The organism is Blautia sp. NSJ-140 (genome assembly GCF_022868965.1).
Classification (GTDB): Bacteria; Bacillota; Clostridia; order Lachnospirales; family Lachnospiraceae; genus Blautia_A.
The window spans coordinates 73,717-92,656 of record NZ_JALIFS010000004.1; the positions used below are offsets into that span (position 1 = coordinate 73,717).

At 45.1% G+C, this 18,940-nt stretch carries 16 protein-coding genes; all 16 read left to right on the plus strand.

What is annotated here, in order from left to right:
* Positions 1-41: 41 nt before the first annotated feature.
* The 16 genes from MUB50_RS06300 (at position 42) to MUB50_RS06375 (ending at position 18,832) form a co-directional block, all read left to right on the plus strand.
* Positions 42-1,007, plus strand: coding sequence for a diacylglycerol/lipid kinase family protein (locus MUB50_RS06300; RefSeq protein WP_059085348.1), 966 nt, complete (start codon positions 42-44; stop codon positions 1,005-1,007).
* Positions 1,008-1,100: 93 nt separating this feature from the next.
* Positions 1,101-3,218 carry a glutamine synthetase III family protein gene (locus MUB50_RS06305; RefSeq protein WP_118624169.1) on the plus strand — a complete coding sequence of 706 codons (2,118 nt, stop codon included), beginning with the start codon at positions 1,101-1,103 and terminating at the stop codon, positions 3,216-3,218.
* Between the two features lie 204 nt (positions 3,219-3,422).
* A complete protein-coding gene (locus MUB50_RS06310; RefSeq protein WP_118624167.1) occupies positions 3,423-4,340 on the plus strand; it encodes an AAA family ATPase in 918 nt (305 codons plus the stop codon).
* Positions 4,333-6,132, plus strand: coding sequence for a nitric oxide reductase activation protein (locus MUB50_RS06315; protein WP_118624165.1), 1,800 nt, complete (start codon positions 4,333-4,335; stop codon positions 6,130-6,132). The genes MUB50_RS06310 and MUB50_RS06315 overlap by 8 nt, the downstream gene beginning before the upstream one ends.
* 218 nt (positions 6,133-6,350) lie before the next feature.
* The gene (locus MUB50_RS06320) at positions 6,351-8,249 is read left to right on the plus strand and encodes an OPT family oligopeptide transporter (protein ID WP_118513029.1); all 1,899 of its coding nucleotides are present in this window, start codon (positions 6,351-6,353) and stop codon (positions 8,247-8,249) included.
* Entirely contained in the window at positions 8,249-8,623 is a 375-nt protein-coding gene (locus tag MUB50_RS06325) for a PqqD family protein (protein WP_244790228.1), read from the plus strand. The genes MUB50_RS06320 and MUB50_RS06325 overlap by 1 nt, the downstream gene beginning before the upstream one ends.
* 191 nt (positions 8,624-8,814) lie before the next feature.
* The gene (locus MUB50_RS06330; protein ID WP_244790230.1) at positions 8,815-9,684 is read left to right on the plus strand and encodes a YitT family protein; all 870 of its coding nucleotides are present in this window, start codon (positions 8,815-8,817) and stop codon (positions 9,682-9,684) included.
* A 136-nt stretch (positions 9,685-9,820) separates the two neighbouring features.
* Positions 9,821-10,912, plus strand: a complete 1,092-nt coding sequence (locus MUB50_RS06335; protein ID WP_015526970.1) for a PucR family transcriptional regulator — start codon at positions 9,821-9,823, stop codon at positions 10,910-10,912.
* Positions 10,913-11,389: 477 nt separating this feature from the next.
* Positions 11,390-12,073, plus strand: coding sequence for a cell division ATP-binding protein FtsE (gene ftsE, locus MUB50_RS06340; RefSeq protein ID WP_015526972.1), 684 nt, complete (start codon positions 11,390-11,392; stop codon positions 12,071-12,073).
* Positions 12,063-12,968: a permease-like cell division protein FtsX gene (ftsX, locus tag MUB50_RS06345; protein ID WP_118624163.1), complete on the plus strand. Its 906-nt coding sequence runs from the start codon at positions 12,063-12,065 to the stop codon at positions 12,966-12,968. The genes ftsE and ftsX overlap by 11 nt, the downstream gene beginning before the upstream one ends.
* A gap of 135 nt (positions 12,969-13,103) precedes the next feature.
* Positions 13,104-14,291 (plus strand): S41 family peptidase, encoded by a 1,188-nt coding sequence (locus tag MUB50_RS06350; RefSeq protein WP_244790232.1) that lies wholly within the window; start codon positions 13,104-13,106, stop codon positions 14,289-14,291.
* A gap of 192 nt (positions 14,292-14,483) precedes the next feature.
* Complete coding sequence (locus tag MUB50_RS06355; RefSeq protein WP_244790234.1) at positions 14,484-15,131, plus strand: L-rhamnose mutarotase; 648 nt, start codon at positions 14,484-14,486, stop codon at positions 15,129-15,131.
* 325 nt (positions 15,132-15,456) lie between these two features.
* Positions 15,457-16,155, plus strand: coding sequence for a phosphatase PAP2 family protein (locus MUB50_RS06360; RefSeq protein WP_118624283.1), 699 nt, complete (start codon positions 15,457-15,459; stop codon positions 16,153-16,155).
* Positions 16,155-17,186, plus strand: coding sequence for a lysylphosphatidylglycerol synthase transmembrane domain-containing protein (locus tag MUB50_RS06365; RefSeq protein WP_244790236.1), 1,032 nt, complete (start codon positions 16,155-16,157; stop codon positions 17,184-17,186). The genes MUB50_RS06360 and MUB50_RS06365 overlap by 1 nt, the downstream gene beginning before the upstream one ends.
* A 99-nt stretch (positions 17,187-17,285) precedes the next feature.
* Positions 17,286-17,969 (plus strand): CDP-alcohol phosphatidyltransferase family protein, encoded by a 684-nt coding sequence (locus MUB50_RS06370; protein WP_118513034.1) that lies wholly within the window; start codon positions 17,286-17,288, stop codon positions 17,967-17,969.
* Positions 17,966-18,832 (plus strand): phosphatidylserine decarboxylase, encoded by an 867-nt coding sequence (locus MUB50_RS06375; protein WP_244790238.1) that lies wholly within the window; start codon positions 17,966-17,968, stop codon positions 18,830-18,832. Before MUB50_RS06370 ends, MUB50_RS06375 begins: the two co-directional genes overlap by 4 nt.
* Positions 18,833-18,940 lie beyond the last annotated feature (108 nt).

Here is an 18,940-nt window from a genome sequence, read left to right on the forward strand (position 1 = left end):
AATAGACATAACGAATCATTTCGGGAAATGAGGATTGTATAATGAAAAAAAGAATGCTTTTTGTTTTCAACCCCAAAGCAGGAAAAGGAAGAATCAAGATGCATCTGCTGGACATTGTGGATATCTTTAATAAAGGTGGTTACGAAGTGATCATCCGTGCCACGCAGGGACCGAAGGATGCTTATGAACAGGTGAAGGAATATGCAGATCAGGTGGATCTGATCGCCTGCAGCGGAGGTGACGGTACACTGGATGAGGTGGTTACCGGAATCGTGGAAGTGGGCAGCCAGACACCGATCGGGTATATCCCCGCAGGAAGCACCAATGATTTTGCCAACAGTCTGTTTATGCCGAAGAGTATGACTGCAGCTGCCTCCATGATCATGGAGGAGCAGATCTATCACTGTGACATCGGTAAATTTAATAACCAGACATTTGCCTATGTGGCTGCGTTTGGACTGTTTACCAATGTTTCCTATGAGACGGACCAGGATCTGAAAAATATCCTGGGACATGTTGCCTATGTGCTGGAAGGAATGAAACAGCTTTTTGAGGTGAAATCCTATCATCTGAAGGTAACTTCCGATGAGCTGACTGTGGAGAATGATTTTATCTACGGTATGATCAGCAATTCCAGATCTGTAGGTGGATTTAAGAATCTTACCGGAAAAAACGTGGATATGAATGACGGACTGTTTGAGGTGACACTGATCACCAATCCGAAGAATCCGCTGGAGCTTCAGGAGATCATGACTGCGCTTCTTACTGCAGAGGATAATACAGATCTGATCTATTCTTTTAAGTCTGCGCATGTTGTGATCGAGTCAGAGGAGGCTGTTCCGTGGACGCTGGACGGAGAGTTCGGAGGAGACCAGACCCGTGTGGAAATCGATAATCTTCATGAGGCCATGAACCTTTATCTTACCAGCAGCAAGAAACAGAAAAAAAGCCGGCTGAACCAGAAAATGCAGGAGATCAAGGAGATCACCCAGAAGAGCGAAGAATGATCCGGGTATCCGGAGATAAGGTGATCATACAGAGGTGAAAATGTCTTTCCTCATAAGAAAGACTGGATATACAGGAACGAAAAGGAGGAAGAAATGGGAGATTATATCAACGTAAAGGAAATCTTTGGCTGCGATGTATTTAACGATTCTGTTATGCAGGACCGTTTGCCGAAGAAGGTATACCGCGAACTGAAAAAGACAATAGAAGAGGGCAAGGAGCTGTCCATGGAGATCGCTGATGTGGTTGCACATGAGATGAAGGAATGGGCTATTGAGAAAGGTGCTACTCATTATTGTCACTGGTTTCAGCCGCTGACAGGTGTTACTGCCGAGAAACATGACGCATTTGTCACAGCGCCAAGAGAGGACGGCAAGGTACTCTTAAGCTTTTCAGGTAAGGAGCTGATCAAGGGTGAGCCGGATGCATCCTCATTCCCATCCGGAGGACTTCGTGCAACATTCGAGGCAAGAGGCTATACAACATGGGATTGCACATCACCTGCCTTTGTACGTCATGACGCAGCCGGCGGGATCTTATGTATCCCTACAGCATTCTGCTCCTATACAGGAGAGGCGCTTGATCAGAAAACACCGCTTCTCCGTTCTATGGAAGCGGTTAATACACAGGCACTTCGACTTCTTCGACTTTTCGGAAATACAACATCAAAAAAAGTAACTCCTTCCGTTGGAGCTGAGCAGGAATATTTCCTGGTTGACAAGCAGAAATGGCTCCAGAGAAAAGACCTGATCTACACAGGAAGAACTCTTTTCGGCGCCATGCCTCCTAAGGGACAGGAGATGGATGACCATTATTTCGGAACTATCCGTCAGAGAATCTCCGCATATATGAAAGAAGTCAACGAGGAGTGCTGGAAACTGGGTGTAACAGCCAAGACACAGCACAACGAGGTTGCACCTGCACAGCATGAGCTGGCACCGATCTACGCACCGGTAAATATTGCAGCAGATCACAACCAGATCATGATGCGTATCCTCAAAAAAGTTGCCAGCCGTCATGGTATGCGCTGCCTGCTTCATGAGAAACCGTTTGCAGGAGTTAACGGTTCCGGTAAGCACAACAACTGGTCCCTGACAACGGATGACGGGATCAACCTTCTTGAGCCGGGAAAAACTCCTCATGAAAATATCCAGTTCCTTCTTGTTCTCACCTGTATCCTGAAAGCCGTTGATGAGCATGCAGATCTTCTGAGAGAGTCTGCAGCAGACGTCGGAAACGATGAACGTCTCGGAGGAAATGAGGCACCGCCGGCAGTTATCTCCGTATTCCTTGGTGAGCAGCTTCAGGATGTTCTGGAGCAGCTGATCAGCACAGGTACCGCCACACACAGTAAGACCGGCGAGATCCTGGATACCGGTGTTAAGACACTTCCGGATTTCATGAAGGATGCTACAGATCGAAACAGAACATCACCGTTTGCGTTCACAGGAAACAAATTTGAGTTCCGTATGGTTGGTTCCCGTGATTCCATTTCCGAGTGCAACGTAGTTCTGAATACGATTGCAGCAGAAGTATTCCGCGATGCATGCGACCGTCTGGAAGCAGCAGACGATTTTGATACTGCAGTACATGACCTGATCAAGGAGTATGCGATCCAGCATCAGCGTATTGTATTCAACGGAAACGGATATGCACCGGAGTGGGAGGCAGAGGCAAAGAGACGTGGACTTCCGATTCTTCCGTCCATGGTAGATGCCATTCCTGCACTGACTACAGACAAGGCTGTGAAGCTTTTTGAATCCTTTAATGTATTTACAAGAGCAGAGCTTGAGTCCAGAGCAGAAATTCAGTATGAAGGCTATGCAAAGGCTATCAATATTGAGGCCAAGACCATGGTGGATATTGCTACCAAGCAGATCATCCCTGCAGTGATCCGTTACACAACAGTTCTTGCAGAGTCCATCAATTCTGTGAAGGCAGTGAGCGCAGCGCTTGATGTCAGTGTACAGACAAGTCTTCTGGAAAAATCCTCCGCACTTCTTGCTGAGACCAAGACAGCTATGGATAAGCTTTCCGGACTGATCGCTGAGTCGGAATCCCATGAAGAGGGACGTGACCGTGCTGTATTTTTCAGAGAGAGCGTGGTACCGGCAATGCAGGCTTTAAGAAAACCTGTAGACGAGCTTGAGATGATCGTAGATAAAGATATGTGGCCGATGCCATCCTACGGTGATCTGATCTTTGAGGTATGATCGGTTAAATAAAATACAGGAAATAAGAGATGTTTCCTGGGTGAAGCGGCATCTTTGAGATCAAATGACGGGACAGATGTAAGATCTGTCCCGTTTTTTACCTGACGGAGAAAGAATCTGTAAGCTGTTGTCCGTCATAGGATCATATAATAACTGCGGATGAGGATATCTGCGGCATTCAATCAGATTCAGGAGTAAGTATATATGATAGAATTAGAATTTTTAAAAGAACAGAACGTTTCCGAAAACCTGATCCACGGCATTGAGAAATTTCGAAAAAATTATAACGTTGATGAGGGGGCTGCAGCCAGAGTTTCCAGACCATCCATACCGTTCTACGGAAAAGAAATCCTGGAAATGTCCATTGCAGGACTTCTGGAAGGAGAAAATCTTCTTCTTGCAGGCCCAAAGGCCACGGGAAAAAATATCCTGGCAGAAAATCTGGCATATGCTTTTGGCCGCCCGGTTTACAATGTATCTTTCCATGTCAATACAAACAGCGGAGACCTGATCGGAACGGATACCTTTGTAAACAATGAAGTCTGCCTCCGAAAAGGGAGCATCTATCAGTGTGCCGAGTATGGTGGCTTCGGTATTCTGGATGAGATCAATATGGCAAAGAACGATGCGGTCTCTGTCCTGCATGCAACTCTGGACTATCGCCGCTCCATTGATGTTCCGGGCTATGACCGGATCGACCTTCATCCTGCGGCACGTTTTATCGGAACCATGAACTACGGATATGCAGGAACAAAGGAGCTGAACGAAGCTCTTGTTTCTCGTTTCCTGGTGATCGATATGCCCGCGCAGACAGAAGAAACCCTGGGATTTATTTTCCGCAAAATGTTCCCGGAGGCAAAGGAAAAGGCAGTGGAACAGTTTATCGGTGTATTTATGGATCTTCAGAAGAAATCCGTAAACAGCGAGATATCTACAAAAGCGCTGGATCTTCGAGGACTTCTGGCTGCCATGAAGATTGTTCGTGCAGGACTTTCTCCCCTGGCAGCAGTGCAGATGGGAGTGGTGAACAAAACTTTCGATATTTTTGAAAAGGAGATCGTGGACGATGTAGTCCGTACAAGGATCCCGGAAGAATGGACAAAGGACGATGTCTATGCATAAAGATCTGACAGAAGAACTTTCTATAGAAGATTACGAGATGGAGCTGGAAAACCGGATCCGTAATCTCCTCTGGACGGTAAGCGGCGATTATACCCTGGATGTGAAGCCGGATGTATCGCTGTTTCTCCGCTCAAAAGAGATCGCTCTTTACGATGGAATCAAACAGGGTGCTTTTGCCAGATATTTTGACAAAAATCTTCTTGGTCTTTATCTTGTAAAAAAAATCTATCTGGATGCATCTGAGACGGAGCTGACCGGGCTGACACAGCTATGTATTGAAGCGGCAGTGGGAGAGCGGATCTGCGAAGAGCGCCCGGGGGTTCGCCGCATGAGAAAAAAAGCTCTGGAAGATATCCTGGATCAGGAATATGAAACCCTGCCTTCCTACGATAAGCTGTTAGACAGGCTGAAAATTGCAGTATTCCGTGATGTACTTACAGGAAGCGTACAGCCTCTGGAGAAAAAACTGTCTGCATTCCGGGATCAGATCTATGCCTGTGCAGAAAGCGGAGACACCATGGAACTGATTCGGATCATCGACAGCCTCTATAATACGGTCATCGATCCGGACTTTGAGAAGAAAAACGGTTCCCTTGAACGGGTAATGGCGGTGACGCTGGAAGAACTGACGGAATTTGGCTGGGAAGACTACCTTAATGAAGAGATGTATGAGGAAGCCCTGGAAAATTATGTGGAAAAGCTCACAGACCGGATGACAGATATTGAAGATTCCTCGCTGACACAGGATATGGAAGAAAAACGTAAGGTGAAAAACAAGATCACGGTGATTTCAGAGGAAGCTCTTCAGAAAGCTCATACCTATGTGGAACTGAATTTTGGAAAAACCTATCTCACACCTGCAGAAGAAAAAAGAATGAACCATCTTATGTGCCGGGGAATACACGGAGACTGCAGCCTGTATTTTACAGAAGGAATCCTGAAAAATCCGGTTCGTGATAATTATCAGTACCAGTATGCAAAGCGTCTGCGTAATAAGAACATATGGACCTATCATGACAAGCACAGAATTGCAAAACGAAATATTGCCATATTGACTGAACTCCTGAAAAAAGCACTGGTGATCCGAAGTGAAAACCAGGAAGTCCTATCAGACCGTGGAACTATCGTTCCTTCCAGGCTGTGGCGTATAGGCAGAAGCTGTGAGGCAAATCTTTTCAAGAGGATTCTTCGTGGAGACAATACGGATTTTGTGGTGGATATACTGATCGATGCCAGTGGTTCACAGATGAGCCGACAGGGAGATGTGGCACTGCAGGCTTATATGATCAGTTCTGCCCTGAGCAATGTGGACATCCCTCATCGGGTTATGAGCTACTGCACATTCTGGGATCATACGATCCTGCACAGGTTCCGGGAATATGATGATCCGGTTTCGGCAGATGAGGATATTTTCAATTATGTGACTTCCTCCAACAATCGGGACGGGCTTGCCATAAAAGCAGCGGGATACAGTCTTTTGCAGAGAGAAGAGGAAAAAAAGATCCTGATCATCTTAAGTGACGGACGCCCCTACGATGTGATCATAAACCGTCCCAATGCAAAGAATCCGGCCCCTTACCAGGGAAAATATGCCATTTCAGATACTGCATCAGAGGTGCGGCGTCTTCGGAGCCAGGGCGTCAGTGTTCTGGGGGTATTTGCAGGCGAAGAGAAGGATCTTCCGGCGGAAAAGAAGATTTTTGGAAAGGATTTTGCCTATATCCGTGATATCGGAAATTTCTCGAAGATCGTAGGACGATATCTGACAAAACAGCTGGAGGCGGACAACTGAAAAAAAAAAGCATTTTTTTAAAAATATATAATATTCAATTGAAAGGAATAAGGTCACTATGTTAGCATACAAGCTGCATAGTGACCAATTATTTGCTTATAATTATACAGAAAATTGTAAATTATATATAATATCTCAGATATAATTCCTTGCAAAATAATGCGGAATTTGCTATACTATATTACGTTACTAATTTAATAGATAAAGGGAGAGGAAATATGAACAAAAACACAGAGTTCAAACCTTACATTCCTGCGGAGAAAGTCACTCCGGAGCTCACAGTTACATCTGTGATCATGGGATGTATCCTTGCTGTCATCTTCGGTGCAGCCAATGCTTACCTTGGCCTTCGTGTTGGTATGACAGTATCTGCCTCCATTCCGGCGGCAGTTATCTCCATGGGTGTTATCCGCGTGATTCTTCGTAGAAACTCCATTCTGGAGAGCAATATGGTCCAGACCATCGGCTCAGCCGGTGAGTCTCTTGCAGCAGGTGCTATCTTCACCATGCCTGCACTGTTCCTCTGGGCAGAGGAAGGACTTTCAGACAAGCCAGGCATCGTTGAGATCACTCTGATCGCACTTTGCGGTGGTATCCTTGGTGTACTTTTTATGGTGCCCCTTCGTAATGCCCTCATCGTTAAGGAGCATGCAACTCTTCTCTATCCGGAAGGAACTGCCTGTGCAGACGTTCTTCTTGCCGGTGAGGAAGGAGGAGCCAATGCTTCCACAGTATTCTCCGGTATGGGACTTGCTGCTATCTTCAAATTTGTTGTTGATGGACTGAAGCTTCTTCCGGCAGATGTTTCAGCAGCATTTAAATCCTTCAAGGGTGAGATCGGTATGGAGGTTTATCCGGCACTTCTCGGTGTTGGTTATATCGTAGGACCGAAGATCGCATCCTACATGTTTACAGGTTCTCTTATTGGCTGGATGGTCATCATCCCGCTGATCTGCCTGTTCGGACCTGACACATGGATGTACCCGGCAGCAGAGGGAACAACAATTGCCCAGCTTTACGCAAACGGCGGAGCAGCAGCAATCTGGTCTACTTATGTTAAGTATATCGGCGCAGGTGCCATCGCAACAGGTGGTATCATTTCTCTGATCAAATCCCTGCCGCTGATCGTTACAACCTTCCGTGACTCCATGAAGAGCATGAAGGGAAGCAAGAACACAAGCACAGAGAGAACAGCACAGGATCTTCCGATGCAGTTCATCCTTCTCGGTATTGTTGCAATGGTATTTATCATCTGGATCGTTCCGGCAATCCCGGTGACTCTTCTTGGTGCATTTATTATCGTAGTTTTTGGATTCTTCTTTGCAACAGTATCTTCCCGTATGGTAGGTCTTGTAGGAAGCTCCAACAACCCGGTTTCCGGTATGGCTATCGCTACTCTTCTGATCGCTACATTTGCGATCAAGAGCTCCGGTAAAACAGGTATCGACGGAATGACAGCAGCAATCGCTGTTGGATCTGTTATCTGTATCATCGCAGCAATTGCCGGTGATACCTCTCAGGACCTTAAGACAGGATACCTTCTTGGTGCTACACCTAAGAAGCAGCAGATGGGCGAGATGCTCGGTGTTGTTGTTTCAGGTCTTGCTATTGGCGGTGTTCTGTATCTTCTGAATGCAGCATGGGGCTACGGTACAGCAGAGATTCCTGCTCCGCAGGCTCAGCTTATGAAGATGATCGTTGAGGGAATCATGGGTGGAAACCTTCCATGGGGACTTGTATTTGTAGGTGTATTCCTTGCAATCTGCCTTGAGATCCTCCGTATCCCGGTAATGCCTTTCGCAATCGGTCTTTACCTTCCGATCTACCTGAACGCAACTATCATGATCGGTGGTATCGTTCGTGGATTACTTGACCGCAGAAAAGGCGTTGACGAAAAAACCAAGACAGCTCAGGCTACAGATGGTACCCTGTACTGTGCTGGTATGATCGCCGGCGAGGGTCTTGTTGGAATTCTTCTTGCAATCTTTGCAGTTGTCGGTATCAGTCTTGATATGTCCGGCGTTGTAAGCCTTGGAAATATCGGCGGTGTTGTGCTGATGATCATCATGATCCTGTCATTGCTTAAATTCTCTATCTGGAGAAAGAAGAAAGCCTGATGAGAAAAAACAAAAAGGATAAGAAACAGGATATCAACTATCTTGATCTGATCCCGGAAACAAACCAGTCGATCCGGTGGCACCGGGACCTGAAGCAGCGGATCATTCTTGAGATAGAGAATAAGGGTATGTTCAATACCATCGCGCAGAAGGTTTTTGGCAAGCCAAGGTTTTCCAAGATTCATCTTGATGAAATGGGAACTTTTATCTGGCCTGAGATCGATGGAGCCAAAACCGTGCAGGAGCTTGCCCTGCTGGTGAAAGAACATTTCGGAGATAAGGCAGAACCGCTTTATCCGAGAATCGTAAAATACTTTCAGATAATGGAAAGCTATGAATTTGTTCATTTTATAAATAAAAAGACAGAGAAATAGCATGGAGAACGGGAACGGACGCAGAATAGTGTACGGTCCCGTTCTTTTTATGACACGTCAGTACGGGAAACTGATGCAGTTGTCGTATGATACTATAGCATTTCCGGGATTTTTACAGTGGAATGGAAATATTGCGGACATTTCATGACAGAAATTTTGAGAATCGCTGTAAAAAATGAAAGGAGCACTTTATGAGTCTTGTGGAAAAAAAGAACTGGTATCTGGATTATCTTCTGATCATAGTAGGAACCGGGCTGATGGCACTTGCCATCAATTCCGTTTTTGATGCAACCGGGCTGGTAACAGGCGGCTTTTCCGGTATTGCGATCCTGGTGAAGCACTGGACCGGTGGAATCATAGATGGCGGAGTTCCGCTGTGGCTTACCAACATCACGCTGAACATCCCGCTGTTTTTTCTGGGATGGCGGATCAAAGGCTTTTCCTTTGTAAAAAAAGCTCTGGCCGGTGAGATCTCCCTCTCAACCTGGCTTGCCATTCAGCCGGTGTGGAATATTGCGGGAGATGATCTTCTTCTGGCTGCTGTATACGGTGGTGTAATCCTGGGAATCGGCATCGGAATGGTTTTCCTCGGACAGGGAACCACAGGCGGAACGGATATGATGGCAGCACTGATCCAGAAGTATATAAGTCATTATTCCATCGCACAGATCATGCAGTTTATTGATGGGCTTATTGTGATCGTGGGAATGTATGTGTTCGGTATCCAGCGGGCCCTGTATGCCATTATTGCGGTTTATCTGGTAACAAAAGTATCCGACAGTCTGATCGAAGGTCTGAAGTTTTCCAAACAAACATTTATCATCACGGAGAAGCCGGATGAGGTTGCCAGAGTCATTATGGAAGACCTGGATCGCGGAGCGACAGGGATCTGTGGCAAGGGGATGTATTCGGGTCAGGAGAAGACGATCATCTTCTGTGTGGTAAACAAAAAGGAAATTGTGAAGCTGAAAGAGATGGTAGATGATATCGATCCCAACGCTTTTGTGATCGTTTCCGATGCAAGAGAAGTTCATGGAGAAGGTTTTATAGAGAAAAATTAGGCGGATTTCAACAAAAATTTGTAAATTTTTTCAGTTTTCCTCTTTCATTTTTGGTGATTTTGTATTAAAATAGCCGTAGATAGAGAGGGAAAGACAGAAGATAAGCATACACATAAGTGAGAAGGGATTGAACGGAATGATATCGAATCAGGTGTTACAGAATACGCTCGAGGGACTTAAAGAAATATCAAGGACGGAATTTTGTGTCATTGACACAGACGGCAAGGTACTTGCGTCTACCTTTTCTGATTTTGAAATCCAGCCGGCAGATATCCAGGCTTTTGTAGAATCCCAGGCAGACAGCCAGCTTGTCAAGGGATTTCAGTACTTTAAGGTCTGTGATGATTATCAGTTGGAATATGTCCTGGTAGCCCACGGAGATGATGAGGATACTTATATGGTAGGCAAGCTTGCAGCCTTCCAGATCCAGAATCTGATCGTTGCGTACAAGGAGCGTTTTGACAAAGACAGCTTTATCAAGAATCTTCTTCTTGATAATCTTCTTCTGGTGGATATTTACAACAGAGCGAAGAAGCTTCATATTGAAGCAGATGTCCGTCGTGTAGTTATGATCCTGGAACTGAACCAGGAGAAAGATCACAGCTCTGTAGAGAGCGTGAAGAGCCTTTTTGGCGGAAAGAGCAGAGATTTTATCACTGCTGTTGATGAGAAGAGCATCATTATTGTCAAGGAACTGGAAGAGGGAGAGGGCTATCCGGAGATGGATAAGCTGGCTCATACTATTATGGATACTCTGGATCTGAATAAAGATGGTGAGGATGTCCACATGGCATACGGTACCATTGTCAATGAGTTGAAAGAAGTTTCACGTTCCTACAAGGAAGCGCGTATGGCCCTTGATGTAGGTAAGATCTTCTTCGGAGACAGGGAAGTTATCGCATACAGCTCACTTGGAATCGGACGACTGATCTATCAGCTGCCTATTCCTCTGTGTAAGATGTTTATCCGCGAGATCTTTGATAACAAATCTCCGGATGATTTCGATGAGGAGACACTTGTCACCATCGATAAATTCTTTGAGAACAGTCTGAACGTATCTGAAACTTCACGTCAGCTGTATATCCACAGAAATACGCTGGTATATCGTCTGGATAAACTCCAGAAGAGTACAGGCCTTGATTTGAGAGTGTTTGAGGATGCCATTACATTTAAGATCGCGCTGATGGTTGTTCGATATATGAAATATATGGAGACATTAGAGTATTAATAGCATGCAGAATGCAGGATTTCACACTCTGCTGAACTGTCTTAAATGCATTATTTACGAGGACTGCTATAGAACTTTTAAACTGCCGCTTATTCCTTCCCGGAATAGGTGGCAGTTTTTGTATGAGTGTTTTTCATCATGGAATATTGTGTAAATGTCCCCCCCCGGGTGGAAGCATTCACGAAGCGTGTTACTGAGAACGGAGTGAACAATAACGAATTCACATGAACTTCACAGATAACATCCATGACTCTATTGTAATTTTGGTATTTTTACGTTAAAATAAATAATTTGAAGAGGTCTGTTGGTCATTGTTCACCGGTAATATTCCGCGAAGTGTGTTACTGAGAATGGAATGAACAGTAACGGTTGTGGGGCCTGGGAAATTTATTCTTGCATTTAAACAGAATATATATTACAATAATGTTACAAAAAAATTAAGAGAATTATGCTTTTATAATATAGAGGAGGATATATATGATCGATCTTGTAGATGTGAGCAAATCTTACGGCCCGGGTCTTCCGGCTGTGAATCATGCGAACTTACATGTTGATAAAGGGGAATTCGTATTTGTAGTAGGAAGCAGTGGTTCTGGTAAATCCACACTGATCAAGCTTCTGATGAAAGAACTGGATTCTACCAGCGGAACGATCACAGTCAGCGGAGAACGTCTGGAGAAGATGAAACACAGACGCGTTGCCAAGTATCGCAGAAAGCTTGGGGTAGTATTTCAGGATTTCCGTCTTTTAAAAGACCGTAATGTATATGAGAATGTAGCATTTGCGCAGCGTGTCATAGGAAGACCTACTCGTGTGATCCGCAAACGTGTGCCGGAGGTTCTCCAGGAGGTAGGACTTGCAGGAAAGTATAAGGCATACCCGGATGAGCTTTCCGGTGGTGAGCAGCAGAGAGTTGCTCTTGCCAGAGCACTGGTAAACCGCCCGGACATCCTTCTGGCAGATGAGCCGACCGGAAATCTGGATCCGAAAACCTCCGAAGAGATCATGGCTCTGATGGAGCAGATCAATGACAGAGGAACCACAGTTCTGGTAGTCACCCACAATAAGGACATCGTCAATGCCATGCGCAAGCGAGTAGTCACCATGCACAACGGCAAGATCATCAGCGATGAGAAAGAGGGAGGATATCATGAGGCCTAGTACGATCTGGTATACCCTGAAGCAGGGATTTAAGAATATAAAAAGAAACTGGATGTTTTCCCTGGCATGTATCATCACAATGGCAGCCTGCATTTTTCTGGTAGGTATTTTCTATTCCATCGTGAACAACGTCGGTAATATTGCCCATAAGGTGGAGGAAGAAGTACCGATCACAGTATTCTTTGATGAGGGCACTTCAGAGGAAGAGATCCAGGCAATCGGCGATGCTATTCAGTCCAGGCCGGAAGTGGCCAGGATGGAATATCAGTCCGCAGATCAGGCATGGGAAGAATACAAACAGAAATATTTTGGAGATGAAGATGCGGCAGATGGATTTAAAGATGATAACCCTCTTGCCAATTCATCCAATTATCAGGTATATCTCAATGATATTACCAAGCAGACAGAACTGGTGAATTATATCCAGGGACTGGAACATGTCCGGAAGGTAAATCAGTCTGAACAGGCATCCAGGACACTGGGGTCCATCAACAAGCTGGTTTCTTATGTGTCGATTGCCGTGATCGCAATCCTTTTGATCATTTCCATATTCCTGATCAGCAATACAGTATCTATGGGGATTTCCGTCCGTAAGGAAGAAATCGGAATTATGAAATACATAGGAGCTACAGATGCTTTTGTACGACTGCCATTCCTTCTGGAAGGTATGATCCTCGGTGTGATCGGTGCGGCGATACCGCTGATCTGCCTGTTTTTCCTGTATAATTCCGCTGTAGAGTTTATTCTGACAAAATTCAATGTATTGACAGGAATCGTGGATTTCATTCCAATCTGGCAGATTTATGAGGGTCTGGTTCCCATGGGACTTGGACTTGGTGTTGGAATCGGTCTTCTGGGAAGCTTTTTCACAACAAGAAAACATCTCAGAGTATAACCAAATAGCAGAGAATCTTATGTATCCGCATGATGTGTGATCATAAGATATACAGCGGCTGTCGGAAAATCGGCAGCCGTTTTCGGTATACAAAAACCGGACGGCGCACAGCGGGGGACAGAAGAAAGGAAAAATATGAAAAATAAAGAATTCAAAAAAGGTATAGCCATTGGAGTGGCATCAACGCTGGTTGTGACAGGCACTGTTTTTGCCAGCTATCAGAAAATGCTGTTTCCGAAAGGTAATGCGCTGTCCGATGTTAAAACGGTTCAGAAGCTGAATTACCTGGAAGAACTGATCGATGAAGAATATCTGGATGAAAAAGACGAAAGCAGCCTGCGGGAGGGGCTTTATGCTGGCCTGCTTGCCGGCTTGAAGGATCCGTACTCCACCTATTACACAGCAGAACAGTATAAAGAGCTGAATACTTCCAATGAAGGCTCCTATGTAGGGATCGGTGCCGTTCTTCAGAAGGATGACGCCGGAGGGGCAAAGATCATACAGCTTTATGAGGGGGGACCTGGAGAACAGGCGGGACTGAAAAAGGGAGATGTGATCAAGGCAGTAGATGGAGCTGATGTTACAGACAAAGAAACTTCAGATATTGCTTCCATGGTCCGTGACAGTGAGAAAGATTCCGTAATGCTGACCATACAGCGGGAAAACGAAGAGAAAACCCGGGATGTCAAAGTGGAGATTCGGGATGTGGAGATTCAGACTGTTTCCCATGAGATGCTTTCCGAAGACACCGGCTATATCCGGATCTCCGAATTTTCTGAGGTGACCAGCGATCAGTATAAAAAAGCATTTGCAGATCTGAAGGATCAGGGCATGAAGAAGCTGGTCGTGGATCTCCGTGATAATCCGGGAGGCCTTCTTACTGCAGTCTGCGGCGTACTCCGCCAGATACTTCCGGAAGGGCTGATTGTCTATACAGAGGACAAAAACGGAAAGAGGGAAGAGGAAACCTGCGACGGAAAAAATGAACTGGACATGCCGCTGGCTGTTCTGGTAAACGGAAACAGTGCCAGTGCATCTGAGATCTTTGCGGGGGCGGTGAAGGACTACGGGATTGGAACGATTGTAGGAACAACTACCTATGGAAAGGGAGTGGTGCAGACCATCCATTCTCTTACCGATGGCAGTGCGGTAAAGATCACTATCGCAAAATATTTTACGCCAAAGGGCAATGATATCAACAAAAAAGGAATCAATCCGGATGTGGAAGCAGAGCTTTCCGGAGACATCACAGACTGGACAGAACTTACACATAAAGAAGATACGCAGCTTCAGACAGCCCTGAAAGAGATTGGACAGAGCTGACGCGTCCGGAGGGGAGAAAGGATGGAAAACCCATTCTGCTTATCAGTCTGGTGGCAGTGATCGGAAATCCTGTCCTCATAATTGTAAAAACAGAATGAAAGTGATAGAATCAAATCATATGAGAGCAGAAGAACTACATCTGCTCATAGTGGAAAGCATAGCACAGAACATCAAAACAGGAGGATAGCACAAATGGAACGACATGCTTTTGCAATGAAAGTAAAAGAAGGAAAAATGAATGATTACCGTAAGATCTTAGGCGAGATCTGGCCGGAGCTTACTGCATATCTTGACCGTAACGGCATCCATAATTTCAGCATCTGGAATGCGGCAGACCTTGTCTTTGGATATTACGAAAATGCAGACGGAGCGGTGATCTCTCCGGAAGAGGAGAAAGTAAAGGCAGCATTGACTGAAAAGATAGGAAATACCTTTACCTGGATCTCTACTCCCGGAAAAGACATGCGCCTGATGTATCACAATTTTGGTGTTGTGCGAGAAAACAAAGAACTGATCCGCCACAGAATGTTCATGACAAAATTAAAAGACGGCTGTGAGGAAGAATATAAAGCCCGTCATGACGGACTTGTGGCACAAAGAGGCGAAACAATAGATCCGGGCCCGGACAGCAACTTCAGCATCTGGAGCGCAGGAGGATATATTTTTGGATATGATGAGATCGACATAACCATGGAAGTGGAAGAAACACCGGAAGCAAGAGAGGCAACCATCGCATGGGAGACACGCCAGCTCGGGATCATGGACTGGATCACCAACGATGTGGACTGGATGACAAAAGAAGTACATCCGTCAAGTGTACGTCTTGCATGGCATAATTAAAAAAAGGGGAAATTAAAAAGGAAGGAGGCCGGGGCTTTGTTTGGAGGCAGCCCCGGCAGTATGAAAAAGAAAAAAGTGTTATCAAAGGTAGTACCCTTTGCACATCTAATAATATACTCATATTTTGTGGTCATTCTGTGACGTCATTCTGAAAAAAGTATGAACAAAAAAGAAAAAATAACTGAACTCAAATCTTAACAATTCTTAAACTTTCCATATTTAGTTGAAACCATACGCCCCGACTGTTATACTGTGACTAGCAGATGTTAGCAGGAGAAGAATATGTTTTATTCCTGATATCAATAAAATAATGAGGCGTGAATTTATGAAACGTTTTTGGAAATATGTAATAGGGATCGTACCTGCGTACGGGCTTTTTCCCCTTGTTTTTTCATTTGTATTTAACTGTCTTGTATATTCCGGTTCAAGGGCGATCGCAGGCGGTTGGTATCATCACAATATAGAAAGTAATCTTGATCTGCGGCTCCCATTTGTGCCGCAGTTTTTGATTATCTATTTTGGCTGTTATGTATTCTGGGCAGTGAATTATATTCTAGCGGCAAGGCAGGAGCGGGAACAGGTTTACCGTTTTTTTACTGCGGATATTATATCCCGTTGTGTGTGTCTGATCATATTTCTGGCATATCCCACTACCAATACAAGACCGATGATCGAAGGAAACGGAATCTGGGATCTGCTGGCCGGCTGGCTGTATTCCATTGACGCGGCAGATAACCTGTTTCCATCTATCCATTGTCTGGTAAGCTGGTTCTGTTTTCTGGGGATCAAAGATCAGAAAAGAATTCCGACATGGTATAAGGGGGTATCGTTTACACTGGCTGTGCTGGTTTTTCTGTCTACCATTTTTACCAAGCAGCATGTACTTGTGGATGTAGCAGGTGGTGTGATCCTAGCTCAGGTATGCTTTATTCTGGGACAGAAAACAGAACTCTGGCATATTTATGAACGGTTTGGAACTAAAATTGAAAAGAAGATCAACAGATATACAGAAGGTGTCAAGTGATGAAGAACAGAAAAAAGATCATATTTAACGGAGTGTTCCTGGCAGCAGTTTTTGCCCTGACCATCTACGGTGTTTTTCACGGAGAAGACCTGTCTTTCATGATGGATGCCATACACAGGGCAGATAAACGGTGGTTACTTCCGGGAATTGCACTGGTAGCATTTTTTATCTGGGGAGAATCCATCATTATCTGGTATATGATGCGTTCCAGTGGGATCCATCTGAAAAAAAGGACCTGCTTTCTGTTTTCGTCTGTAGGATTTTTTTTCAGCTGTATCACACCATCCGCCAGCGGCGGACAGCCCATGCAGATCTACTATATGAAAAAAGAGAAGATTTCCATTCCGGTGTCAACGGTGATACTGATGATCGTGACGATCACCTATAAGCTGGTGCTTGTGGTGATCGGTATTGGAATCGCGATTTTCGGAAGAGGATTTCTTCACAGATATCTGGAAGGAATCCTGCCGGTGTTTTATCTGGGACTGATGCTGAATATCTTCTGTGTCACTTTTATGACCATTCTGGTATTTCATCCGCTTTTTGCAAAAGCGATCCTGGTGAAGGGAATGAAGCTTCTGGAACGGTTTCATCTGATGAGGAAAAAAGAGGGACGGCTGAAAAAACTGGAAGCTTCCATGGATACTTACCGAAATACTGCGGCATATCTGAAGAATAATCCGTTGGTGATCGTTAAAGTAATAGGGATCACTTTTATCCAGCGTATGGCACTGTTTGCAGTAACATGGTTTGTATATCAGGCTTTTGGACTTCATGGAACCGGTTTCTGGGATATCCTTTTTCTCCAGGCAGTGATATCGGTATCTGTGGATATGCTGCCGCTTCCGGGAGGAATGGGAATCAGTGAGACTTTGTTTCTTACCATTTTCAGTCCGGTATTCGGTGGCCTGCTGCTTCCTGGAATGGTACTTAGCAGAGGACTGGGATATTACGGAGAGCTGCTGATCAGTGCGGTGTTTACTGCGGTGGCTCAGCTCACTATCGGAAAAAGGAATCCTGAAAAGATTTAATCGAATGCAGATCGCGGAGATCTGCTTGACCCAGATCAGGTAAGTCCCCTGCGGGACTGTGAATATAGCCTGACATGAAAAAGAAAAAGAGGTGTGCAAATGATAGGATTTTATGATTACACGGTAATAATGACTTACATAAGCGTAGTTTCTTCCATGATCGGAATCTTCTGTGCTGTGACGGACCATATTTCAGCAGCGGTGTGCTGTCTTGCATTTTCCGGACTGTGCGATATGTTTGACGGAAAGATCGCAAGGACCAAGAAAAACAGAACGGAGGAAGAGAAATGCTTCGGGATCCAGATTGATTCCCTTGCAGATATCGTCTGTTTCGGAATCCTTCCCATTGTGCTGGGATTTAAGCTTGGAATGTGTCATGTTTACGGAATAGCTATTCTTTTATTTTATGGTCTGGCAGGCCTGATCCGTCTGGCGTATTTCAACGTCATGGAGGAAAAACGCCAGAATGAAACCTCCGAAAACCGAAAATATTATCAGGGCCTTCCCATCACATCCATGTCTGTGGTCCTGCCGCTTCTGTTTGTGGTATCCCTGCTTTTTCCGGAGTATAAATGGTTTGTGGTGCTCCTTCATATTGCAATGCTGACGGTAGGACTTCTGTTTATCCTGGATTTTAAATTCCGTAAGCCGACCAACCGGGAACTGGTGATCATTGTTGCGGTAGTTGCGGTGGCAGTTCTTCTTGTACTTTTCTACAACGAAGGATGGTGGAAGTTCAATTATCTCTACAAGCTTTCTATGGAGAGAGGCGGTAATCTATGATCCGGACAGCGGACAGAATGGGGCATATTACAGAGGAGGATTCCTTTCAGAACAATCTCCTGGAAAAAATTTACGGTTCTGTGGCCGGACGTATGATGATCCGGCCGCTGGTTACTCCCGTTGTTTCCATTGCCATGGGATGGCTTCTGGATTCCAGGCTTTCGGCAGCAGCGGTGAAACCCTTTATACGGTTCAATCATCTGGATATGAGTGATTATGAAAAGCGTAAATATACTTCCTACAATGATTTTTTCAAGCGGAAGATCCGGGAGGGTGCCCGCCATATTGATATGGAACCGGGACATTTTATCAGTCCCTGTGACTGCAGGGTGAGTGTGTATCCGGCAGATGAAAAAGCCCGTCTTCATATCAAACAGACCGAATATACCATAGAGGAGCTTCTCAGGAATCCTTCTCTTGGAAAAAGATATCAGGATGGCTATGTGTGGGTGCTTCGTCTCTGCGTTCAGGATTATCACAGATATATTTATCCGGACAATGCGGCGGAGTCCGGACGCATCAGGATCCCGGGGATCCTGCATACAGTCAACCCCGTGGCCAACGATGCCTATCCGATCTACAAGGAAAACAGCAGAGAGTATTCTCTTTTGAAAACAGAGAATTTCCGTACCGTGCTGATGATGGAGGTAGGTGCTCTTTTTGTTGGAAGGATTGAAAACCGGCCAAGGAAAGGATCTGTGAAACGGGGAGACGAAAAAGGAAATTTTGCTTTCGGCGGCTCCACCATTGTGCTGATCACTGAAAAAAATGCGGTAAAGCCGGATGAAGATATTTTAAACAATTCCCGTGAAGGAATTGAAACAAGAGTACTCATGGGAGAAAAGATCGGAGAATCCTTTTAGAGGGTTCTCCTTTTTTGGCGGATAAAATAAAAAAAATGAAATTACGTTCACACACACAACACAAACCTGTGATATATTATGAGCAGTAGCAAAGTGGAATGGAAATAT

What these genes read in the sequence shown, in the direction of transcription:
- ftsX (WP_118624163.1), top strand. Translation starts at nt 12,063, where the DNA reads ATGAGGCCTAGTACGATCTGGTATACCCTGAAGCAGGGATTTAAGAAT.
- ftsE (WP_015526972.1), top strand. Translation starts at nt 11,390, where the DNA reads ATGATCGATCTTGTAGATGTGAGCAAATCTTACGGCCCGGGTCTTCCG.
- MUB50_RS06355 (WP_244790234.1), top strand. Translation starts at nt 14,484, where the DNA reads ATGGAACGACATGCTTTTGCAATGAAAGTAAAAGAAGGAAAAATGAAT.
- MUB50_RS06375 (WP_244790238.1), top strand. Translation starts at nt 17,966, where the DNA reads ATGATCCGGACAGCGGACAGAATGGGGCATATTACAGAGGAGGATTCC.
- MUB50_RS06370 (WP_118513034.1), top strand. Translation starts at nt 17,286, where the DNA reads ATGATAGGATTTTATGATTACACGGTAATAATGACTTACATAAGCGTA.
- MUB50_RS06325 (WP_244790228.1), top strand. Translation starts at nt 8,249, where the DNA reads ATGAGAAAAAACAAAAAGGATAAGAAACAGGATATCAACTATCTTGAT.
- MUB50_RS06310 (WP_118624167.1), top strand. Translation starts at nt 3,423, where the DNA reads ATGATAGAATTAGAATTTTTAAAAGAACAGAACGTTTCCGAAAACCTG.
- MUB50_RS06365 (WP_244790236.1), top strand. Translation starts at nt 16,155, where the DNA reads ATGAAGAACAGAAAAAAGATCATATTTAACGGAGTGTTCCTGGCAGCA.
- MUB50_RS06305 (WP_118624169.1), top strand. Translation starts at nt 1,101, where the DNA reads ATGGGAGATTATATCAACGTAAAGGAAATCTTTGGCTGCGATGTATTT.
- MUB50_RS06360 (WP_118624283.1), top strand. Translation starts at nt 15,457, where the DNA reads ATGAAACGTTTTTGGAAATATGTAATAGGGATCGTACCTGCGTACGGG.
- MUB50_RS06300 (WP_059085348.1), top strand. Translation starts at nt 42, where the DNA reads ATGAAAAAAAGAATGCTTTTTGTTTTCAACCCCAAAGCAGGAAAAGGA.
- MUB50_RS06350 (WP_244790232.1), top strand. Translation starts at nt 13,104, where the DNA reads ATGAAAAATAAAGAATTCAAAAAAGGTATAGCCATTGGAGTGGCATCA.
- MUB50_RS06330 (WP_244790230.1), top strand. Translation starts at nt 8,815, where the DNA reads ATGAGTCTTGTGGAAAAAAAGAACTGGTATCTGGATTATCTTCTGATC.
- MUB50_RS06315 (WP_118624165.1), top strand. Translation starts at nt 4,333, where the DNA reads ATGCATAAAGATCTGACAGAAGAACTTTCTATAGAAGATTACGAGATG.
- MUB50_RS06320 (WP_118513029.1), top strand. Translation starts at nt 6,351, where the DNA reads ATGAACAAAAACACAGAGTTCAAACCTTACATTCCTGCGGAGAAAGTC.
- MUB50_RS06335 (WP_015526970.1), top strand. Translation starts at nt 9,821, where the DNA reads ATGATATCGAATCAGGTGTTACAGAATACGCTCGAGGGACTTAAAGAA.